This is a genomic window from Cellulomonas chitinilytica, assembly GCF_016862675.1.
Classification (GTDB): domain Bacteria; phylum Actinomycetota; class Actinomycetes; order Actinomycetales; family Cellulomonadaceae; genus Cellulomonas; species Cellulomonas chitinilytica.
Window position 1 is genome coordinate 42,305 of sequence record NZ_BONK01000012.1, and the last position, 16,256, is coordinate 58,560.

23 protein-coding genes are annotated in these 16,256 nt (G+C 74.6%); 17 read left to right on the forward strand and 6 right to left on the reverse strand.

All coding sequences use genetic code 11. From position 1 onward, the window contains the following. Positions 1-136 precede the first annotated feature (136 nt). Positions 137-364: a hypothetical protein gene (locus Cch01nite_RS16475; RefSeq protein WP_203757433.1), complete on the forward strand. Its 228-nt coding sequence runs from the start codon at positions 137-139 to the stop codon at positions 362-364. Next, positions 361-1,497, forward strand: a complete 1,137-nt coding sequence (locus Cch01nite_RS16480) for a LacI family DNA-binding transcriptional regulator (protein ID WP_239070810.1) — start codon at positions 361-363, stop codon at positions 1,495-1,497. The genes Cch01nite_RS16475 and Cch01nite_RS16480 overlap by 4 nt, the downstream gene beginning before the upstream one ends. A gap of 6 nt (positions 1,498-1,503) precedes the next feature. On the opposite strand, the gene Cch01nite_RS16485 is transcribed toward Cch01nite_RS16480, so the two are convergent. Next, positions 1,504-1,971: a MarR family winged helix-turn-helix transcriptional regulator gene (locus Cch01nite_RS16485; RefSeq protein ID WP_203757435.1), complete on the reverse strand. Its 468-nt coding sequence runs from the start codon at positions 1,969-1,971 to the stop codon at positions 1,504-1,506. 55 nt (positions 1,972-2,026) lie between these two features. Here Cch01nite_RS16485 and Cch01nite_RS16490 point away from each other — a divergent pair, with 55 nt between their 5' ends. Together Cch01nite_RS16490 and Cch01nite_RS16495 are read left to right on the forward strand one after the other, a co-directional pair. Next, positions 2,027-2,278 carry a hypothetical protein gene (locus Cch01nite_RS16490; protein ID WP_203757437.1) on the forward strand — a complete coding sequence of 84 codons (252 nt, stop codon included), beginning with the start codon at positions 2,027-2,029 and terminating at the stop codon, positions 2,276-2,278. A 68-nt stretch (positions 2,279-2,346) separates the two neighbouring features. Then, positions 2,347-2,748 (forward strand): hypothetical protein, encoded by a 402-nt coding sequence (locus Cch01nite_RS16495; protein ID WP_203757439.1) that lies wholly within the window; start codon positions 2,347-2,349, stop codon positions 2,746-2,748. Here the strand turns inward: Cch01nite_RS16495 and Cch01nite_RS16500 are convergent. Next, the gene (locus tag Cch01nite_RS16500; protein WP_203757441.1) at positions 2,745-3,365 is read right to left on the reverse strand and encodes a pentapeptide repeat-containing protein; all 621 of its coding nucleotides are present in this window, start codon (positions 3,363-3,365) and stop codon (positions 2,745-2,747) included. The genes Cch01nite_RS16495 and Cch01nite_RS16500 overlap by 4 nt on opposite strands. Positions 3,366-3,450: 85 nt before the next feature. Further along, positions 3,451-4,122, reverse strand: coding sequence for a response regulator transcription factor (locus Cch01nite_RS16505; protein WP_203757443.1), 672 nt, complete (start codon positions 4,120-4,122; stop codon positions 3,451-3,453). Between the two features lie 111 nt (positions 4,123-4,233). On the opposite strand from Cch01nite_RS16505, the gene Cch01nite_RS16510 reads away from it, so the two are divergent. The 6 genes from Cch01nite_RS16510 to Cch01nite_RS16535 all read left to right on the forward strand — a co-directional run bounded on the left by Cch01nite_RS16510 (position 4,234) and on the right by Cch01nite_RS16535 (position 8,829). Continuing rightward, complete coding sequence (locus tag Cch01nite_RS16510; protein WP_239070812.1) at positions 4,234-5,430, forward strand: sensor histidine kinase; 1,197 nt, start codon at positions 4,234-4,236, stop codon at positions 5,428-5,430. A 240-nt stretch (positions 5,431-5,670) separates the two neighbouring features. Then, complete coding sequence (locus Cch01nite_RS16515) at positions 5,671-6,123, forward strand: hypothetical protein (RefSeq protein ID WP_203757445.1); 453 nt, start codon at positions 5,671-5,673, stop codon at positions 6,121-6,123. A gap of 13 nt (positions 6,124-6,136) precedes the next feature. Then, positions 6,137-6,775, forward strand: coding sequence for a signal peptidase I (locus tag Cch01nite_RS16520; protein ID WP_203757447.1), 639 nt, complete (start codon positions 6,137-6,139; stop codon positions 6,773-6,775). Beyond that, positions 6,772-7,602 carry a hypothetical protein gene (locus Cch01nite_RS16525; RefSeq protein WP_203757449.1) on the forward strand — a complete coding sequence of 277 codons (831 nt, stop codon included), beginning with the start codon at positions 6,772-6,774 and terminating at the stop codon, positions 7,600-7,602. The genes Cch01nite_RS16520 and Cch01nite_RS16525 overlap by 4 nt, the downstream gene beginning before the upstream one ends. A 19-nt stretch (positions 7,603-7,621) precedes the next feature. Further along, entirely contained in the window at positions 7,622-8,029 is a 408-nt protein-coding gene (locus tag Cch01nite_RS16530; RefSeq protein WP_203757451.1) for a hypothetical protein, read from the forward strand. After that, positions 8,026-8,829, forward strand: a complete 804-nt coding sequence (locus tag Cch01nite_RS16535) for a hypothetical protein (RefSeq protein ID WP_203757453.1) — start codon at positions 8,026-8,028, stop codon at positions 8,827-8,829. Before Cch01nite_RS16530 ends, Cch01nite_RS16535 begins: the two co-directional genes overlap by 4 nt. 6 nt (positions 8,830-8,835) lie before the next feature. Here Cch01nite_RS16535 and Cch01nite_RS16540 read toward each other — a convergent pair whose 3' ends face one another. Beyond that, on the reverse strand, positions 8,836-9,645 hold the full coding sequence (locus Cch01nite_RS16540) for an SGNH/GDSL hydrolase family protein (RefSeq protein WP_203757455.1): 810 nt from the start codon (positions 9,643-9,645) through the stop codon (positions 8,836-8,838). Positions 9,646-9,832: 187 nt separating this feature from the next. Between Cch01nite_RS16540 and Cch01nite_RS16545 the strand changes: the two genes are divergently transcribed. The 4 genes from Cch01nite_RS16545 to Cch01nite_RS16560 are packed head-to-tail and all read left to right on the forward strand — an operon-like array spanning position 9,833 to position 12,110. After that, positions 9,833-10,246, forward strand: coding sequence for a hypothetical protein (locus Cch01nite_RS16545; protein ID WP_203757457.1), 414 nt, complete (start codon positions 9,833-9,835; stop codon positions 10,244-10,246). An 8-nt stretch (positions 10,247-10,254) separates the two neighbouring features. Then, positions 10,255-10,818 carry a signal peptidase I gene (locus tag Cch01nite_RS16550; protein ID WP_203757459.1) on the forward strand — a complete coding sequence of 188 codons (564 nt, stop codon included), beginning with the start codon at positions 10,255-10,257 and terminating at the stop codon, positions 10,816-10,818. Next, entirely contained in the window at positions 10,811-11,215 is a 405-nt protein-coding gene (locus Cch01nite_RS16555; protein ID WP_203757461.1) for a hypothetical protein, read from the forward strand. The genes Cch01nite_RS16550 and Cch01nite_RS16555 overlap by 8 nt, the downstream gene beginning before the upstream one ends. Before the next feature lie 55 nt (positions 11,216-11,270). Continuing rightward, positions 11,271-12,110 (forward strand): hypothetical protein, encoded by an 840-nt coding sequence (locus Cch01nite_RS16560; protein WP_203757463.1) that lies wholly within the window; start codon positions 11,271-11,273, stop codon positions 12,108-12,110. A gap of 9 nt (positions 12,111-12,119) precedes the next feature. On the opposite strand, the gene Cch01nite_RS16565 is transcribed toward Cch01nite_RS16560, so the two are convergent. Next, complete coding sequence (locus tag Cch01nite_RS16565) at positions 12,120-12,797, reverse strand: uracil-DNA glycosylase (RefSeq protein WP_203757465.1); 678 nt, start codon at positions 12,795-12,797, stop codon at positions 12,120-12,122. 172 nt (positions 12,798-12,969) lie between these two features. Between Cch01nite_RS16565 and Cch01nite_RS16570 the strand changes: the two genes are divergently transcribed. The 3 genes from Cch01nite_RS16570 (at position 12,970) to Cch01nite_RS16580 (ending at position 14,289) form a co-directional block, all read left to right on the forward strand. After that, on the forward strand, positions 12,970-13,278 hold the full coding sequence (locus Cch01nite_RS16570) for a DUF3263 domain-containing protein (RefSeq protein ID WP_203757467.1): 309 nt from the start codon (positions 12,970-12,972) through the stop codon (positions 13,276-13,278). Between the two features lie 29 nt (positions 13,279-13,307). Beyond that, positions 13,308-13,928 carry a LytR C-terminal domain-containing protein gene (locus Cch01nite_RS16575; protein WP_203757469.1) on the forward strand — a complete coding sequence of 207 codons (621 nt, stop codon included), beginning with the start codon at positions 13,308-13,310 and terminating at the stop codon, positions 13,926-13,928. Positions 13,929-14,085: 157 nt separating this feature from the next. Continuing rightward, positions 14,086-14,289 carry a cold-shock protein gene (locus Cch01nite_RS16580; RefSeq protein WP_203757471.1) on the forward strand — a complete coding sequence of 68 codons (204 nt, stop codon included), beginning with the start codon at positions 14,086-14,088 and terminating at the stop codon, positions 14,287-14,289. Positions 14,290-14,438: 149 nt separating this feature from the next. Here the strand turns inward: Cch01nite_RS16580 and Cch01nite_RS16585 are convergent, their stop codons facing one another. After that, a complete protein-coding gene (locus Cch01nite_RS16585) occupies positions 14,439-16,133 on the reverse strand; it encodes a glycoside hydrolase family 15 protein (RefSeq protein WP_203757473.1) in 1,695 nt (564 codons plus the stop codon). Positions 16,134-16,256: the final 123 nt, after the last annotated feature.

The window sequence follows — 16,256 nt, forward strand, 5'->3', positions numbered from 1 at the left end:
GGTGGCGCACGTCCGGTCCTCCGAAGGGTGTTCGTCACGCGTGCGCCAGATCGGGCGATGAGTTCCACCCACCTCTTGACCGGTACAGACCGCAGGGTTACTGTAGCGGTACAGAAACCCGAGAGGAGGGCCCGCCATGGACCCGATGCCGATCAGCCTGCTGATGTCCCGCAAGGCGACCCTGCGCCTCGTGCACAGCGCCGAGCCGGATGCCCCCGTGGACGAGCCGCGCCCCCGCCGGGAGCGTCGCCCGCACGCGGTCCGCACCCGCGGCGCGCTCGCCACGGTGCTGCACCGGGTGGCCGAGGCCGTCGCACCCCCGGCCGCCCACGACCTCCGCCGTGAGGTGGGGCACGCCGCATGACGACCCCCATGCGCCCCGCGGACGCCTACCCTGGCTCGTATGGCACGAGCGAGGGTGGCGCCGTGGGGCGCGTGACGCTCCAGACGATCGCGGACCGCGTCGGCGTGAGCCGGATGACGGTGTCGAACGCGTTCTCGCGACCGGACCAGCTCTCCGCCGAGCTGCGCGCCACGATCCTGGCGGCGGCCGACGAGCTCGGCTACGTCGGCCCCGACCCCGCCGCCCGCAGCCTCGCGCGCGGCACGACCGGGGCGGTCGGCGTGCTGCTCACCGAGTCGGTCGGCTCGGCGTTCCAGGACCCCATCGCGGCCGCGTTCTTCGGCTCGGTCGCGCAGGAGCTCGCGCCGACCGGGCTCGCCCTCGCGCTGCTCCCGTCGGTCGAGTCGCCCGACCGGATCCCCGCGCGCGACATCCCGATGGACGGCGCGCTCGTCTACTCGTGCGCCGGCGACATGGCGCCGGTCAACTGGCTCATCAAGCGCAAGCTGCCGCTCGTGTTCGTCGACCAGGCGCCCATCGCGGGCGCGTCCAGCGTGCTGCTCGACGACCGGGTCGGTGCCCGGGCCGCCGCGCAGCACCTGCTGGACCTCGGTCATCGCCGCATCGGCATCCTCACCACCGCCAGCGACCGGTCCGTGGGCATCGCCCCGGACCCCGCGACGGCCGGTGTCGGGTACGTCTCGCGCGAGCGCGTCGAGGGCTGGATGAGCGCGCTCGGCCCCGCCGGCGCCGACGTCACGGTCGTGCACCTGCCCGACAACACCGAGGTGCACGCCGAGCAGGGGGCGCGCACGCTGCTCGCGCTCGACGACCGGCCGACCGCCGTCCTGTGCTTCTCCGACCTGATCGCGTGGACGTTCGAGCGGGTCGCCCGAAGCCAGGGCGTCCGGGTGCCCGACGACCTGTCCGTGGTCGGGTACGACGACAGCCCGATCGCCCGGCGTGCGCAGCCGGCGCTCACCACCGTGCGGCAGGACCTCGACGCCAAGGGGCGCGCGGCGGCCACGGCCCTCACGCGGGCCATCGCCCGGTCGCGCGGGGACGCGACGGTCGGCGACGGCCCGGACGCGGTCCTCGTGCCGACCGAGCTCGTGGTCCGCGAGAGCACGGCGCCGGTGCCGGCCGAGCGCTGACGCCCGTCAGTCCTGCGGTGCCGCCGCCGCGCAGGCCGCGACGAGCAGCTCCGCCGCCCGGCGGATCTCGTCGATCTGCGCGCGCTCCAGGCCGAGGCGCTCGACCATCGTCGCGGGGATGTCGACGGCCGAGTCGCGCATCGCACGGCCCGCGTCCGTCAGCACGATCGCGAGCGCGCGCTCGTCGTCGGGGTCGCGCTCGCGCCGGACGAGGCGCATGGCCTCCAGGCGCCGCACCAGCGGGGACGTCGTGGCGGGTTCGAGGTGCAGGAGCGCGGCGAGCTCCTTGAGCGAGAGCCGCTCGTACTGCCAGAGCGCGAGCATCGCGAGGTACTGCGGGTGCGTGAGGCCCAGCGGCGCGAGGAGCGGGCGGTAGAACCCGACGAGGCTGCGGGCCGCGGCGGAGACGGTCAGGCACACCTGTGCCTCGACGGCGAGCGGGTCCTCGACGGGGGCGGCCACGGCATCGGTCATGTGACGAGGATAGATCGTGCGCATATAGTGAGTGCACGAACTGTTGGAGGAGCGCATGGCCGAGCGGCGCCGCAAGGACCTGACGGAGTTTCTGCTGACCTACCTCGGTCCCGCACAGATCAGCCCCGTGCGAGCCCGCGGGCGCGAGCGGACGGACGACGAGCGCGAGCGCGACGAGCGGCTCCGGGTCGACTTCGAGCGCGTCGCCGGACCCGACGGCCGGACGTTCCTCGTCGAGCGGCCCCGGCCCGAGCGGACACGACCCGAGCGGACACGGCCCGAGCGGCCGTCCGACGTCGTCGAGTAGCCGGACGCGCCAGTGCCCGGTTCGGGCGGGTTTGGTACGGTTCCCGCTCCCGCCACGAGAGGCTCCCGATGCCGGCCCTGCACGCCTACTTCCCGACCGACCCGGACCGCGACCAGGAGTGGGCCTTCGAGTCGGTGCGGTCGACGCTCGCCGGGGCGGACGTCACCTTCGACACGAAGGTCAACCCGTTCACCCGGCAGGCGAACCTCAAGGTCGCCGTCGACCGCGAGTACGGGCAGTTCCACCTCACGGTGTCGTTCGAGCAGGGCACGGCCGTCGACGCCGACCTGCGGACCATCGCCGACGGGCTCGGGGCCGGCTTCTCCCGCATCCGTGTGCTGTACGGCCCGGACCCGGACGACGACCACACGGACGTGGTCGTCGAGGTCATGGACCTGTTCGAGTCGTTCGGACCCGTGCTCGTCTACGGCGCGGACGCGGAGCGGGTGTTCGTCGACACCCTCAGCTAGTCCACCCGGACGTCCAGGCCCATCGCCTCGACGATCACCACCGCCTGCGGCAGCGTGACGACCGCCCGGCGCAGCTCGACGGTGGACAGGTCGATCCCGGTCAGGTCGCTGCCCCGCAGGTCGCACCCCGTGAGGTCGGCGCGGTGCAGCGTCGCGCCCGCCAGGTCGCAGTCCCGCACGGTCGAGCCCTCGAGCTTCACGCCCGTGAGGTCGGCCTCGCGCAGGCGCGCACCCCGCAACGTCGCGGAGCGCAGGTCCGCCGCGGGCAGCTCGACGAACGACCAGTTCCCGCCGTCGACCCGCATGATCTCGAACGAGCAGCGGTCGAACCGGCTGCCGATCAGCTTGCACCGTTCCAGCCGGGTGTCGAAGAACGTGACCCCGTTGAACGTGCAGTTGCTGAACGCGGTGTCGACGTGGACGGAGGCGTTGAGCTTGACGTTGCGGAACGTGCACCCGTCGAACACGGCGCCCGTGCTCTGCACCTCGGTCATGTCGACGTCCACGAACGCGACCCGCTCGAACGTCTCGCCCGACAGGTCGCGGGCGTACCAGTCCTCGCCGCGCACGGTCGAGGTCGTGACGGAGGCGGCCGCGTCGCCGCCGCGGTCAGCCACGGAGGAGCTCGTCGGTGGTCATGGCGCCATCCTGGCGCACGGCGGTGACACGAGGGCGGCGGGTGAAGTTCGGGCCCCGCGGCCGTCAGGCGGTCGGGCCGGTCTCCTCGAGCAGCCGCAGCGCCGCGCTCACCCGCGGGTTGCGGCTCGGGTCCGTGTCGATGCCGAGCGTCGCGTACATCGCGTTGACGTGGTTCTGGACCGACTTCTCGGTGATGCCGAGCCGCGACCCGATGCCGGCGTTCGACAGGCCCGAGGCGAGCAGCCGCAGCACGTCGTACTGCCGGTCGGTGAGCCGTGCGACCGCGGAGCCGGCCCGGGGCGTCATCCGCGCCAGTAGCGCGGGGTCGAGCACCGTCTCGCCCACCGCGGCCGCGCGCACCGCCGCGACCAGCACCTCTTCGCTCGTCGAGGACGTCTTCGACAGGTAGCCCCACCCGGCGGCGACGTCCCGGGGGAGGTCGAGGAGCAGGTCCATCGCGTCGTGCGCCGACAGCAGCAGGATGCCGAGATCGGGCTGCGCACGGCGCAGCGTGACGCCGAGCGCGATGCCGTTGCCGTCCGGCAGGTCGATGTCGAGGACCGCGACGTGCGCGACCCCCGGCCGCAGCACCCGGGTCGCATCCGTGACGGTCCCGACCGCCGCGACCACGTGCAGCCCGGGCGTCTCGTCGAGCATGCGCTCGAGCATGGAACGGAACAGCGGCTGGTCTTCGACCACGGCGACGCGCAACGGGCCGGTGCGGGGATCGGTCATCGTCGCCAGTATCGTCTGCGCCGTGGCCCGTCGCGCGACACGCGCCGCGGATCACACCCGCGGGCGCCCGTCCGGGGGACGCGACCGACGGCCGGCAGGGTGACGACGACGATGACGACGACGGGCCGGGAGCAGGCGTCCACGAGCGCGCCCACCGAGCCCGCCGTCGTCCAGGCCGGCCGCGTCGCCGACCTCCGCAACGACCGGCTGGTGCTGCTGCGCGTCACGGTCGTCGTCGCGACCGGGTACGCCATCGGGGCGTCGCTGCAGAGCGCGTACGTGTACTCCCGGCTCATCCCCGGCTGGGACGCCGTCACCGTGTGGCAGCGGCTGGCCGCGAACGCGGTCGCGGTGCTGGCGCTCGTCGCCACGCTGGCCGGCCTGCGGGCCTGGCGCGCGACGAAGATCTGGCAGATGCTGCTCGCGGCCGTCGGGGGCTCGATCGTCGCGACCGCGACCCGCCTGACCGTGCAGGTCGCGATCGGCGTGTACGCCCACCCGGACCTCGAGACCCGTCAGGCGGAGCTCGCGAGCGGGTTCGCCATCGCGATCATCTCCGCGTCCATCGGCTACTGGGGGCTCGTCTCGCGCCGTCGGTCCCGGGCCCGCACGCGCGCCGCCGAGCGGGACGCCGTGCTCGTCGAGCTCGCCGTCCGGGCGCTCGAGCAGGAGGAGATCCGGGTCCGGCGCGAGGTCGCCGAGGGCCTGCACGGGACGCTGCAGCAGAAGCTCGTGCTCGTCGACGCGCGGCTCGGCTCGGTCCTGGCGCACGGCGGGACCGCCCTCGACGACGCCGACCGCGAGGCCCTCGCCTGGGTGCGCGCCGAGCTCGACCAGGCGCGGCAGATCGACGTGCGCGAGATGAGCCGCCTGCTGTACCCCGACCGGCTCGAGCTCGGGCTGGTCCCGGCCGTCCGGGCGCTCCTCGGCCGCCTTCCCGCGAGCATCGCGACGCAGCTCGAGGTCACGGACGCCGTGCGCGAGGTCGACGACCCGTGCGGCCAGCACCTCACGCTCTCCGAGCGGCTGCTCGCCGTGCGGGTCGTGGAGGAGGGCGTGACGAACGCCCTGAAGCACGGCCCGGCGTCGAGCGTCCGCGTCGACCTCGCGATCGACGGGGAGGACCTCGTCGTCGCGGTCGAGAACGACGGCGAGACGTACGACCCCTCGTCCGCCGGTGCCGCGTCCGGCACCGCGCGGATCGGCCACCGGCTCGCGCTCGTGGGCGGCAGCGTGGCCCTGCGGCCCGGTGCGGTGCGCGGTGCACGCCTCGAGGCCCGGATGCCGCTGGGGGCCCACGGCGCCTGACGCGTCACCCGTTCGGAGCAACCGGACGGATCGGTGAATCGTCCGGATCGCGCGGGAACGCGGCGGTCCGTCCCGGGTGAAGAAGACGGACATCCTGACCGCCCCGGGTGCTGCCACCCAGCCCGCCCCGGGGTCGGTTGCCGAAGACACATACGTTCACGGCTGGCAGCTCGACGCCCCCGTGACCGGGTCTCGGTGAGGTGCCGATGCCCTCGGCTCCACACGATCAGGAGATCCACCATGGCTTCCTCGAAGTCCTCGAAGTCCCGCAAGGTGCTCGCCGTCGGCCTCGCCGTCCTCGGCGTCGCCGGCCTCTCGCTCGCCTCTGCGACGCAGCTCAACCTCAACGCGAACAACGCGCAGTTCCAGGCCGGGGTGCAGACCGTGGCGAACTGCCAGCCGTCCGGCCAGAACATCACGGTCGGGTTCGGTGCCCCCACGCTCACGGCCGGTGCCTACGGGACCACGACCCTCGAGTTCCGCAACGTCTCGGACGTCTGCCTCAACAAGCTGTCGCGCGTCGCGCTCACCTACGGCACGACCCCCGTCACCGTCGAGGTCCCCTCGGCGACCACGGGCACCACGGTGGCGCTGACGAACGTCACAGGTGGCTATGGCACCCTCTCGGTGACCCTGCCCGCCGCCGTCGCCGCCGACGCGGTGACGAAGGTCGCCCTCACCATCTACAGCTGAGGCACCACCACCGATGGACCGACCGGTCGACACCGCAGCACCCGGCGCGCACCCCGCGCGCCGGGTGCTGCGCGTCGTCCTGCAGGTCCTGTTCTACGGCGCAGTCGCCGTCGCGGGGTGGCTGGTGTGGCCGACGAGCCTCGGCGGCTGCACGACGCTGACCGTGGTCTCCGGCCACTCGATGGAGCCGACTTACCAGACCGGCGACCTCGTGGTCTCGCGGTGCGGGGCGCCGCAGGTGGGCGACATCGTCGTCTACGAGCCCGAGGGCTACGGCGGCGCCCGCGTCATCCACCGCCTCGTCGGCGGGGACGGCACCACCGGCTGGCAGGTGCAGGGTGACAACAACTCGTGGCTGGACCCGTTCAGCCCGACGAACGACGACGTGGTCGGCGTCGCCCGCGTGCACGTCCCGAAGGTCGGTCTCGTCGGCCGGTCCGTCATGTCGCCCCTCGTGTGGGGGTCGCTCATCGTCATCGCGGTCGGCCTGCTCGTGTGGCCGCGCGGCGAGGACGACGAGGACGGCCCGCAGGGCGAGCCGGGCACGGCGCAGGACGCTGCCGCGGGCACCGGCCCGGACGCGGCGTCCGGCGTCCCGGTCGACGGCCGGGCGGCGGCACCCGTCGGCGCGACGGCGCCGTCCGCGCCATGACGCGCGCGTCACGGCGGGTCGCCGTGAGCGCGCTCGTCGCCCTGCTCTGCCTCGCCGTCGCGGGTCTGTCCTCGGCCGGCGCCGCGGGCCTGCGCCTGGCCGGCGGCGCGTCCCCGTACGACTCGACCGGCCCGCGGTGCAGCACCGGGCCCGCCGTCGTGCAGCCCACCGGGACGGTCGTCGCCGGCAGGTACACGCAGGTGCGCGTCACGGGACTGACCGGCACGTGCAGCACCGGCCGCGTGATCGTCTCGACGACCACGGGCACGTCCACGAGCACCGTGGTGCTCGACGGCACCGGCACGGTGACCGCCGGCGCGTTCACGGCGACGACCGCGACGCCCTTCACGCCGCCGAGCAGCTCGACGGGCACGGTGTTCGTGTCCGTCGACACCTGGCCCGTGCCGGCCACGTGGACGTTCGCACCGGCCGGCGGCGGCTCGTGCGTCGTGCTGGGCCCCAACCCGTCCGGTGCGACGTGCGCGGTGTCGTTCGGCGCCGACACCGACGGGCGGGCCGACGTGTACAACATCAAGGCGACCGTCACCACGACCAGCGCCAACCCCGTGCAGTGGCAGGCGACGTTCGACTTCGCGAACCTCACGAGCTTCCCGTTCGTCGCCCGGTACGTCGGCGAGTACGCGGGCAACTGGGCCCTGCAGCCGTTGCCCACGGGCTTCTGCTCGGGCGCGGCGCGCGTCGTCAGCTACCAGGGCCTGCCCAACCGTGGCACCCAGCACGTCTCGGCGGCCTCGCCGCTCACGCTCGACTTCGTCGGGTCGCTCACGTCGCCCGTCGGCAACAACGTCGTCTACAGCTGCCCCTGACCTCGCACCGGGAGACCCGATGACCGCCCGCACCGCCCGTGTCGTCGTGTCCGCCGCGCTCGCGGTCGTCGGCCTGACCGGCCTGTCCGTCGCGACGGCGTCGCAGCTCACGCTCACCAGCGCGTCGATGCAGGCGGGCGTCGTGGCGGTCACGGGCTGCCAGACGGGCGACGTGACCGTGGCGTACACGTACGCGTACGACGCCGGCACGACGTCCTACCGGGTCGCGACGGTGGCCCTGTCCGGCATCGCCACGGGCTGCCAGAACAAGGCGATCCGGGTGACGCTCGTGAGCGCGGCCGGCGCGTCGCTCGTCGAGCTGACGGGGACGACCGCCGCGGGGGGGACCACGACGCTCACCGCGCCCGCCACCCCCGTCGTCCGCGCCGAGGACGTCGCGAAGGTCGCCGCCGTGGTGAGCGGATGAGGCCCCGGCGGGGAGCCGCGGCGCTCGTCGCCGCGGCGCTCGTCGGCGTCCTCGCCTGCGCGGGTGCCGCCGACGCGTCGCAGCTCGGGCTGGTCAGCAGGAGCATCCGCACGTTCGCGCTGGCCCGGTGCGGTGCCGGCCCGCTGACGGTGGCACCGACGGGCGTCACGTCCAGCCCGGCGTCGACCACGACGACCGCCCAGGCCACGGGCATCTCCGTCGCGGGTGCCGACGCCGCGTGCGCGGGACAGCCCGCCACGGTGACGCTGTACCGCCGGACGACCGGCGTCGTCGTCGCGTCCGGCACCGGCACCGTCGCCGCCGGCGGGACCGTGACGGCACCACCGGCGGCGGCGTACGCGGCCAGCGGCGACCTCGCGGCCCGCGTCACGCTCGGCGGGTGGGCGGTGCCGTCGGTGTGGGCACCGCCCGTCTCGTGCGTCGCGGTCAACGACCCGACCCGGACGTGCGAGGTGCGCTGGACCGTCACCACGGGCACGGTCAACCTCGTGTTCTGGTCGTACCCGTACTACAAGATCGCGTACACGGTCTCGAGCCCGTCCACCACCGCCACCACGCAGTGGCGCGTCACGTTCGACCTCAGCACGTTCGCCACCTGGCTGCCGGCCCGGGTCCGCAAGCTCGACGCCGCCGTGACCACGCCGGCCGCCTGCGTGACGCTGCCGACGCTGCAGCTCCAGGGCGGCGCCGCGGTGGGCGGGGGCACGACCTTCAGCGGCAGCGTGCAGATGGACCGCAGCGTGATCTTCGACGTCTACGACGCCTATCCGCTGTGCTGACCTGCCCTACTGGTCCACCGGGCTGATCTCGGGGCGCTTCGGCACCCGCAGGTCGCCCGACGACCTGCGCCGCAGCCGGCGGGTGGCCCACGGGTAGAGGTGCTCGCGGAACCACTGCGCGTCCTCGCGGGCCTGCTCGAGGCGCGGGACGGGCGGCAGCGGGGTCAGCGGGTCGTCCCACGCGGCGTCGTCGGGTGCGAGCCCGAGCCCGACGAGCGCGGCCTGCGCGACCCGCGCGTGCCCTTCGGTCGTGAGGTGGATGCGGTCCTCCGACCACATCCGCCCGTCGCGCAGCGACCGCATGCCCCACAGGTCCAGCACGAAGGCACCCTGCCGGCGCGCGATCGACCAGACGTTCGTGTTGTAGAGGCTGACCTTCGTGCGCGTGGACCGGATGAGGGGGCTGTCGCCGGCGTCCGCCCCCGTCGCGAGCAGCACGTCGGCGCCGGTGGCCCGGATCCGTGCCACCGCCGCCTCGAGGTTGCGGCCGAGCCGGTCGATGTCGGTGGCCGGCCGCAGCATGTCGTTGTAGCCCCCGATGAGGCTCACCAGGTCCGGCTGCAGCGCGAGCGCCCGCGGGAGCTGCTCGCCGAGGATCGGGCGCAGCAGGCGTCCCCGGATGGCGAGGTTGGCGTACTCCAGAGGGGTCTCGCCGGCCGCGACGCGGCGCGCCGAGATCCGTGCCGCCACGACGTCCGCCCAGCCGCGCTGCGGTGCGTCCCGGCCGTCGGGATCGTCCCAGAGCCCCTCCGTGAAGGAGTCGCCCACGGCGACGTAGCGGGACCAGCGGGGGGCGGGGAGGGGCGTGCCGTTCACGTCGCCATTGTGCCCACGGTCCTGGCGGTACGCCCCATTCGATCGCGGGGAGGTCAAGCAATCGGCATGTCCGGTTCAGGACTTTAGGCGTACAGATCCCGGTTCACCCCAACGGACCATAGAGACGCACCCCCCACAGGCCCGACGACCGTCGGCGCGACGAGGGGATGCGCGAAAGGGGTTCGTCATGTCGACCACGCAGAACACCAAGAAGAAGCGGCAACGGGCTGCCGCCGTCGTCCTCCTGGTCGCCGGCGTCGCAGGTCTGGGTGCCGCGTCGGCGTCACAGCTGACGGTCAGCTCGTCCGACGGCGTCGCCTCGGGCACCTCGGTCCCGGTCGCCGGGCTGTCGGGTGCGACGGCGACGGTGAAGACGGTTCCCGCCGGGAACGACGCGCCCGACGCCTCGGGTGCGGTCCCCGTCGACGTCGCCATCACCGTCACCGCCGGGTTCGGCCAGTCGGGCATGGTCTACGTCAACGACGAGGACGGGGTGCCCTTCACCGTCGGCGCCGACGCCAGCACCCCCGCGATCGTCGAGGTCGCCGGCCTCGACAGCCACGACACGCTGACGTCGATCGGCGTCGTCATCACGAGCTGACGACCACCATGACGACGACCACCGCCGCGACCCCCACGACGCCCGTGCGTCGCCGGGGGCCGCGGTGGCGCGCCGTCGTGCCGTGGACGTCGGTCGTCGTCGTCGCGATCGTCGCGGCGTTCCTGTGGCCGACGGCCTGGGGCGGCAGCACGAGCCTGACGATCGTCGCGGGCCACTCGATGGAGCCCACGCTCGTCACGGGAGACCTCGTCGTCGGCCGCAGCGGACCCGTCGCCGTCGGCGACGTGGTCGTCTACCAGCCCGACGACGTCGACGGGCACGTCGTGCACCGGGTCGTCGGAGGGTCGGCGACCGAGGGCTGGGTGATGCGGGGCGACAACAACACGTGGGACGACATCTGGACCCCCACGTCGGACGACGTCGTGGGCGTCGTCCGGTGGCGCCTGCCGCACGTCGGCAGCGCCCTGACCGCGCTGACGTCCCCGACCGCCTGGGTCGCGCTCGTGCTGCTCGTCGCCGGCTGGTACCTGTGGCCGGCCCGCGAGGAGGCCGAGCTCGTCGACGAGTCCGAGGAGGCCGCCGAGGCCGAGGGGGAGGTGCGACGTGCCTGACCGCAGACGTCGGGCGCTGCTCGCCGCTGCCGGCGGTGCCGCGCTCGTCGGGCTCGTGCTCGGCGGCACGGGCACCGCCTCCGCCTCGATGCTCGCGGTGGGCGGCTCGGACGCCGTCGCGTCCGGCGTCACCACGCCGACCACGTGCAGCACCGCGTCCGTCAGCACGGCACCGGTGTTCGTCGACGGGAACCCGACGAAGGCGATGACCGCCGTCGACGTCACGGGCATCCCCGCCGGCTGCGCGGGCGCGTGGGTCCTCGTGACCGGCCGCGACGCCGGGTCCGCCGTCCTGTTCACCGCCCGGGCCCAGCACACCGGCACCGGCACGGTCCGGGTGACCGTGCCCGCGGTGACCGCCACCGCCGTCGTCGCGGTGGAGGTCACCGTCCTCTAGCCCCGACCGAGTCCGCCCGCCCCCGCACCGCCCCCGCCCGCGAGAGGAGCACGACATGACCGCGACCCGCCACCGAGCGACCGCCGTCGTGGCCGTCCTCGTGCTCGTCGCCGCCGTGCTGGGTGCGGCCGTGAGCGGGGGCACCGCGAGCGCCTCGACGCTCACCGTCAGCGCGACCGCGCCGTCCTCGCTGGTCCGCACTGCGTGCACGTCGTCGTCGCTCACCGTCGAGCCTTCGACGACCGCGTCCGGGAGCACGACCGCCGTGGTCGTGCGCGGGCTGACGGCCGCCGACCTCGGCGCGTGCGCGGGACTGCCGATCCGCGTCGCCGTCGCGGACGCCTCGGGCGCGCTGCTGGCCGACGCCACCGGGACCGTCGGTGCCGCCGACCCCGTGGTCGACGTGTCCTTCCCGACGGCGGGCGCCGCGCTCGCCGTCGTCGTCGTCGGCGGCTTCGCGGTCCCGGCGTCCTGGACGGACGCCCCCGGGCCCGCCGAGCACGTCGTCGGCTGCGAGGTGCTCTTCGACGACCGCGACGAGGTGGACACGTCCCGGTCCTGCGAGCTGACCTTCCGCGCCGACGGCGACCCCCGCGACGACTGGTTCTCGATCAAGATCGACGTCACGACCACCAGCGTGCAGCCCGTACGGTGGCGCGCCACGCTCGACTTCGCCGACGTCAGCAGGTTCGGCTTCGTCGCCCGGTTCGTCGGGGAGTACCAGGGCAACCTCGTCGTCGAGCCGGTGGCCGGCTACTGCGGCGCGGACCACCGGTTCGTGATGATCACCGGCACCGGCTGGCGGCAGACCGTCTCCAGCACGAACCCCCGCCTGCTGGACCTCGTCGGGAACAACTCCTCGCCCGTGGGCAACCCCGTCGTCGCCTGCCCGTGACGGGCGCCGTCAGGGCAGGCGCCAGTCCACCGGGCTCGCGCCCTGCGCCTCGAGCAGGCGGTTGACGGCGGAGAACGGCCGCGACCCGAAGAACCCCCGGCTCGCCGACAGCGGTGACGGGTGCACGCTCTCGACGGTCGGCACGGACCCGAGCGCCGGCTTGAGGGACTGCGCGTCACGGCCCCACAGCACCGCCACGAGCGGCCCGCCGCGCTCGACGAGCGCCGCGATGGCCCGGTCGGTCACGGCCTCCCAGCCGTGGCGCCGGTGCGACGCGGGAGCGCCGGGCCGGACCGTGAGGACCCTGTTGAGCAGCATGACCCCCTGGTCCGCCCACGGGGACAGGTCGCCCGAGGACGGCACCGGGACGCCGACGTCCGCGACGAGCTCGCGGAAGATGTTGTCGAGCGAGCGCGGCAGCGGACGCACGTCCGGCTGCACCGAGAACGACAGGCCCATCGGGTGCCCCGGCGTCGGGTAGGGGTCCTGGCCCACGACGAGGACCCGCACGTCGGCCATCGGCCGGGCGAACGCCCGCAGCACCGCGTCGCCCGCCGGCAGGTACCCGTGCCCGGCCGCGACCTCGTCGCGCAGGAACTGGCCCGCGGCCCGGATCTGCGGCTCGACGGGGGCCAGGGCCCGCGCCCAGTCGGGGGAGACGAGGGAGTCCAGGGCGGCCGGAGTCACGCGGTGAGGCTACCGGTGCGCGGGTCGGGTGACGTCCGGCGTGCGCGAATGACACTGCTGTCATTAGCGCCGTACGATGGCCGCCGTCGGACGCCCGGCGCCCGGCTCGCACCCCGCTCGAACGCGGCCGGCGCCCGGCCCGCAGCAGGCACGTACAGCCCGAGGAGGACGCATGGACGCCGCAGCGACGATCACCGTCGACACGCTCCCCGCCGGCATCCCCGGAACCACCGGCCTCTCGGAGCGGGACGAGCAGATCCTCGCGTTCGAGCGGCAGTGGTGGAAGTACGCGGGCGCCAAGGAGCAGGCCATCCGCGAGCTGTTCGACATGACGGCCACGCGGTACTACCAGGTCGTGAACGCCCTCATCGACGACCCGGCGGCCCTCGCGCACGACCCGATGCTCGTCAAGCGGCTCCGCCGCATGCGTTCCTCACGCCAGCGGGCCCGCACCGCGCGTCGGCTCGGAGCCGACGCCTGACGACAGTTCGAGAGGCTAGCCTGTCGGCCGTGAGCAAGGCCGACTACCCCTACCCGGACGACGAGTTCGACCGCGCCGCCGACGCCGACCCCGACGTCCCGCGCGGCGTCCACCGCGCCCCGCGCAGCACGTGGAGCCGCTGGTGGCCGTTCATCGCCGTCGTCGTGCTCGCCCCGCTGCTCGCCTTCGGCGGCGTCACCGTCTGGGGCATGATCAACGACAGCTCGATGAACGACGCGAACGACTCCGGGGTCAGCGCCCCCGACGACACCACCGCGGACGACACCGGTGACGGCACCGAGACGCCGCCGGACGGGACCGAGGCCACCGAGCCCCCGGCGCAGACCACGGAACCCGCCGCGCCCACGCCCGTCCTGACGACCCCGGTCCAGGTCCTCAACGGCGCCTCGGTCCAGGGGCTCGCCAAGACCCAGGTCAACAAGCTCCTCGCAGCCGGTTTCACGACCGTCGAGGCGGGCAACGTCACCGGGACCAAGCCCGCGCAGAACACCGTGTACTACGCCAGCGAGGACCTCAAGGACACCGCCACCGTGGTCGGCCAGACGCTGGGGGTCACGACCGTGACGCTGTCCCCGACGGACGCCGCCGACGGCATCTCGGTGGTCCTCGTCAGCGATCCGTCGGCCTGATCTGCGGCGTCGTCGCCGGCCGGTGACGCAGCCCGGGCGGAGCGGACGGGTGACGAGGCGCGATCCAGCCCTGGTCGAGCGGCCCTCCGGCCCACTAGGCTCGCCGCACCGGGGCGCCGGCGGAGCGCACCGCGCAACGAACGGCGAGGAGTACGGCATGGCCCAGGGCACCGTGAAGTGGTTCAACGGCGAGAAGGGGTACGGGTTCATCACCCCCTCCGACGGAGGGCAGGACCTCTTCGTGCATTTCAGCGCCATCCAGGTGGACGGCTACCGGACCCTCGAAGAGGGTCAGCAGGTCGACTTCGAGGTCGGGCAGGGCACCAAGGGCCCGCAGGCCGAGCAGGTCCGACCGCTCTGACAACCCCCGGGTCGAGCCGCCGGTGACGGCGGACCGGCCACCCACACAGCACGTCCCGACGAGGGCCCCGCACCGGCTGGTGCGGGGCCCTCGCGCACGTCGGGAGGCGGTCGGCCGGGTCGGCCGGGCGTTGGTCGGCCGGGCGTGGGTCAGCCGGGAGGGGGGAGGTCGGACGTGCGCAGGTCGGCGCGGCGGTCGAGGGCGTCGAGGGCGAGGACCACGCAGGCGGCGCTCCACGCGAGCGGCGCGACGGCCGCCGGGGAGCCGTCGGCGAGGACCTTCTCGGGGATCGACCCGGTCGCGGTCCGGTGCCCGTCGAGGAAGTCGAGCCAGCCGCGGGCGAGCGGCGCGTCGCCGGACTCGGCCGCCAGCCACGCGTACAGGGACGTCTGCGGGGTCCAGGACACGCCGTCGTCGCGCCAGCCGGCACCCGGCGCGAGCCCGCTCGCGGCCCGCACCATCGTCGGCGCCGACTCCCGCCACGCGGTGCGCGCTCCCGGCGGCGGGACCCGCAGGAACGGCGGCAGCAGGAACGCGGTCGCGGCGTCGCGGTGCCCACCGGCGGCGTACCGGGCGTACCCCGTCGGGGCGAAGGCCCGGACGAGCTCGACGCGGGAACGTGCGGCGGCGTCGGCGGCGACGTGCGCCAGGGCGGTGTCGCCCGTGAGCGGCAGGACGGCCGCCGCCTGCTCCAGGCCTGCGACGATCGGGGCGGCGGTGCCGAGCGTCAGCTCCTCCTCCGGCGTCTCCCAGTAGTCGGCCGACGCGGGCGGCAGGCCGGTGCGGGCGACGAGGTCCAGCGCGTGGTCCGTCGAACGCACGACGAGGGGCCGCAGCTGCTCGGCGGCGGCGCGGCGCTCGTCCGGGTCGCGGATCTCGGCCAGCACCATGCCCGCCGCCCACAGGGCCCAGCCCGTGCCGTCCGTCTGGACGCCCCGGTCGTCGGGCGGCCCGGAGCCGTCCGGCTCGTAGCGCGCCTCGAACGACCCGTCGGGCGCCTGCACCCGGTCGAGGAAGCCCAGCACCTCGAGAGCGTCGTCCACGTGCCCCGTGCGGGCCAGGGCCACCGTGACGAACGCGGAGTCCCGCGGCCAGACGTACCGCCACCGCTGCGACCAGCCCGCGACGGCCGCGCCGCCGGGCAGGTCGAGCGTGTGCAGGTCCAGCAGGGCCGCGCGGGCCATGTCCTCGTAGGCCCCGCCGGTCCCCGGCACGGTCCCCTCGGCGAGCCACGCACGCTGCCCCGCGGCCAGCCGTGCGGCGTCCGCACGGGACGAGCCGGGGGACGCGGCCGTCCGCGGCAGGCCGCCGAGCGCGTCGACGAGCGTGACCGCGGCGGGGTCCAGCACGTGGGTCCCGGCGAAGAAGGGCGCGGCGCTGCCGGTCTCGACGGCCGTGCGACGCCCGCCGCCGGCGACCGTGACGCCCTCCTGGTACAGGTCGATGTGCGCGTACGCGGGGAGGCTGGCGAGCGCGGGCTCCACCGCCGGGGCGGCGCGATCCGGGGTGTGCGGGGCGACGGCGCCGCCGAGCAGGACGGCCACCGTCGCAGCGGTCGCGCACCTGACGAGCGTGCGCCGGGACGTGCCCGGTCCCGTCGGCGCCGTCGGCCTCGACGGCCGCGCGGGGGCCTGGGCTCGCCGGGAGGCGGCGGTCGAGTTCCCGTCGGGGGCGTCGGAGGCATGGGGGGCGTCGGCCGGGCGGGGGCCGCGTGCACGCCGCCCGCGTCGGGGGGCGTCCGGGGCGGTGGCGGGGCCCGGCCGGTCCAGCAGGAGCACGGCGGGCGCCACGGGGACGACGACGGCAGCGGCCTCGTCGTCGACCACGGCGGCGTGATCCTGCACACGCAGACCCTAGACCCGGCCCGCGGACGCGTGTCCAGGTCCTGCGTCGTGGGCGAACGCGCCTTGCACTCTCGGGGGTCGAGTGCTAACCATGTGTCTTAGCACTCTCCGGTGGAGAGTGAC

Bases quoted from the DNA above. Each gene is read 5' to 3' on its own strand.
- Cch01nite_RS16475 (WP_203757433.1), top strand. From the start codon at position 137: ATGGACCCGATGCCGATCAGCCTGCTGATGTCCCGCAAGGCGACCCTG.
- Cch01nite_RS16480 (WP_239070810.1), top strand. From the start codon at position 361: ATGACGACCCCCATGCGCCCCGCGGACGCCTACCCTGGCTCGTATGGC.
- Cch01nite_RS16485 (WP_203757435.1), bottom strand. From the start codon at position 1,971: ATGACCGATGCCGTGGCCGCCCCCGTCGAGGACCCGCTCGCCGTCGAG.
- Cch01nite_RS16490 (WP_203757437.1), top strand. From the start codon at position 2,027: ATGGCCGAGCGGCGCCGCAAGGACCTGACGGAGTTTCTGCTGACCTAC.
- Cch01nite_RS16495 (WP_203757439.1), top strand. From the start codon at position 2,347: ATGCCGGCCCTGCACGCCTACTTCCCGACCGACCCGGACCGCGACCAG.
- Cch01nite_RS16505 (WP_203757443.1), bottom strand. From the start codon at position 4,122: ATGACCGATCCCCGCACCGGCCCGTTGCGCGTCGCCGTGGTCGAAGAC.
- Cch01nite_RS16510 (WP_239070812.1), top strand. From the start codon at position 4,234: ATGACGACGACGGGCCGGGAGCAGGCGTCCACGAGCGCGCCCACCGAG.
- Cch01nite_RS16515 (WP_203757445.1), top strand. From the start codon at position 5,671: ATGGCTTCCTCGAAGTCCTCGAAGTCCCGCAAGGTGCTCGCCGTCGGC.
- Cch01nite_RS16520 (WP_203757447.1), top strand. From the start codon at position 6,137: ATGGACCGACCGGTCGACACCGCAGCACCCGGCGCGCACCCCGCGCGC.
- Cch01nite_RS16525 (WP_203757449.1), top strand. From the start codon at position 6,772: ATGACGCGCGCGTCACGGCGGGTCGCCGTGAGCGCGCTCGTCGCCCTG.
- Cch01nite_RS16530 (WP_203757451.1), top strand. From the start codon at position 7,622: ATGACCGCCCGCACCGCCCGTGTCGTCGTGTCCGCCGCGCTCGCGGTC.
- Cch01nite_RS16535 (WP_203757453.1), top strand. From the start codon at position 8,026: ATGAGGCCCCGGCGGGGAGCCGCGGCGCTCGTCGCCGCGGCGCTCGTC.
- Cch01nite_RS16545 (WP_203757457.1), top strand. From the start codon at position 9,833: ATGTCGACCACGCAGAACACCAAGAAGAAGCGGCAACGGGCTGCCGCC.
- Cch01nite_RS16550 (WP_203757459.1), top strand. From the start codon at position 10,255: ATGACGACGACCACCGCCGCGACCCCCACGACGCCCGTGCGTCGCCGG.
- Cch01nite_RS16560 (WP_203757463.1), top strand. From the start codon at position 11,271: ATGACCGCGACCCGCCACCGAGCGACCGCCGTCGTGGCCGTCCTCGTG.
- Cch01nite_RS16570 (WP_203757467.1), top strand. From the start codon at position 12,970: ATGGACGCCGCAGCGACGATCACCGTCGACACGCTCCCCGCCGGCATC.
- Cch01nite_RS16580 (WP_203757471.1), top strand. From the start codon at position 14,086: ATGGCCCAGGGCACCGTGAAGTGGTTCAACGGCGAGAAGGGGTACGGG.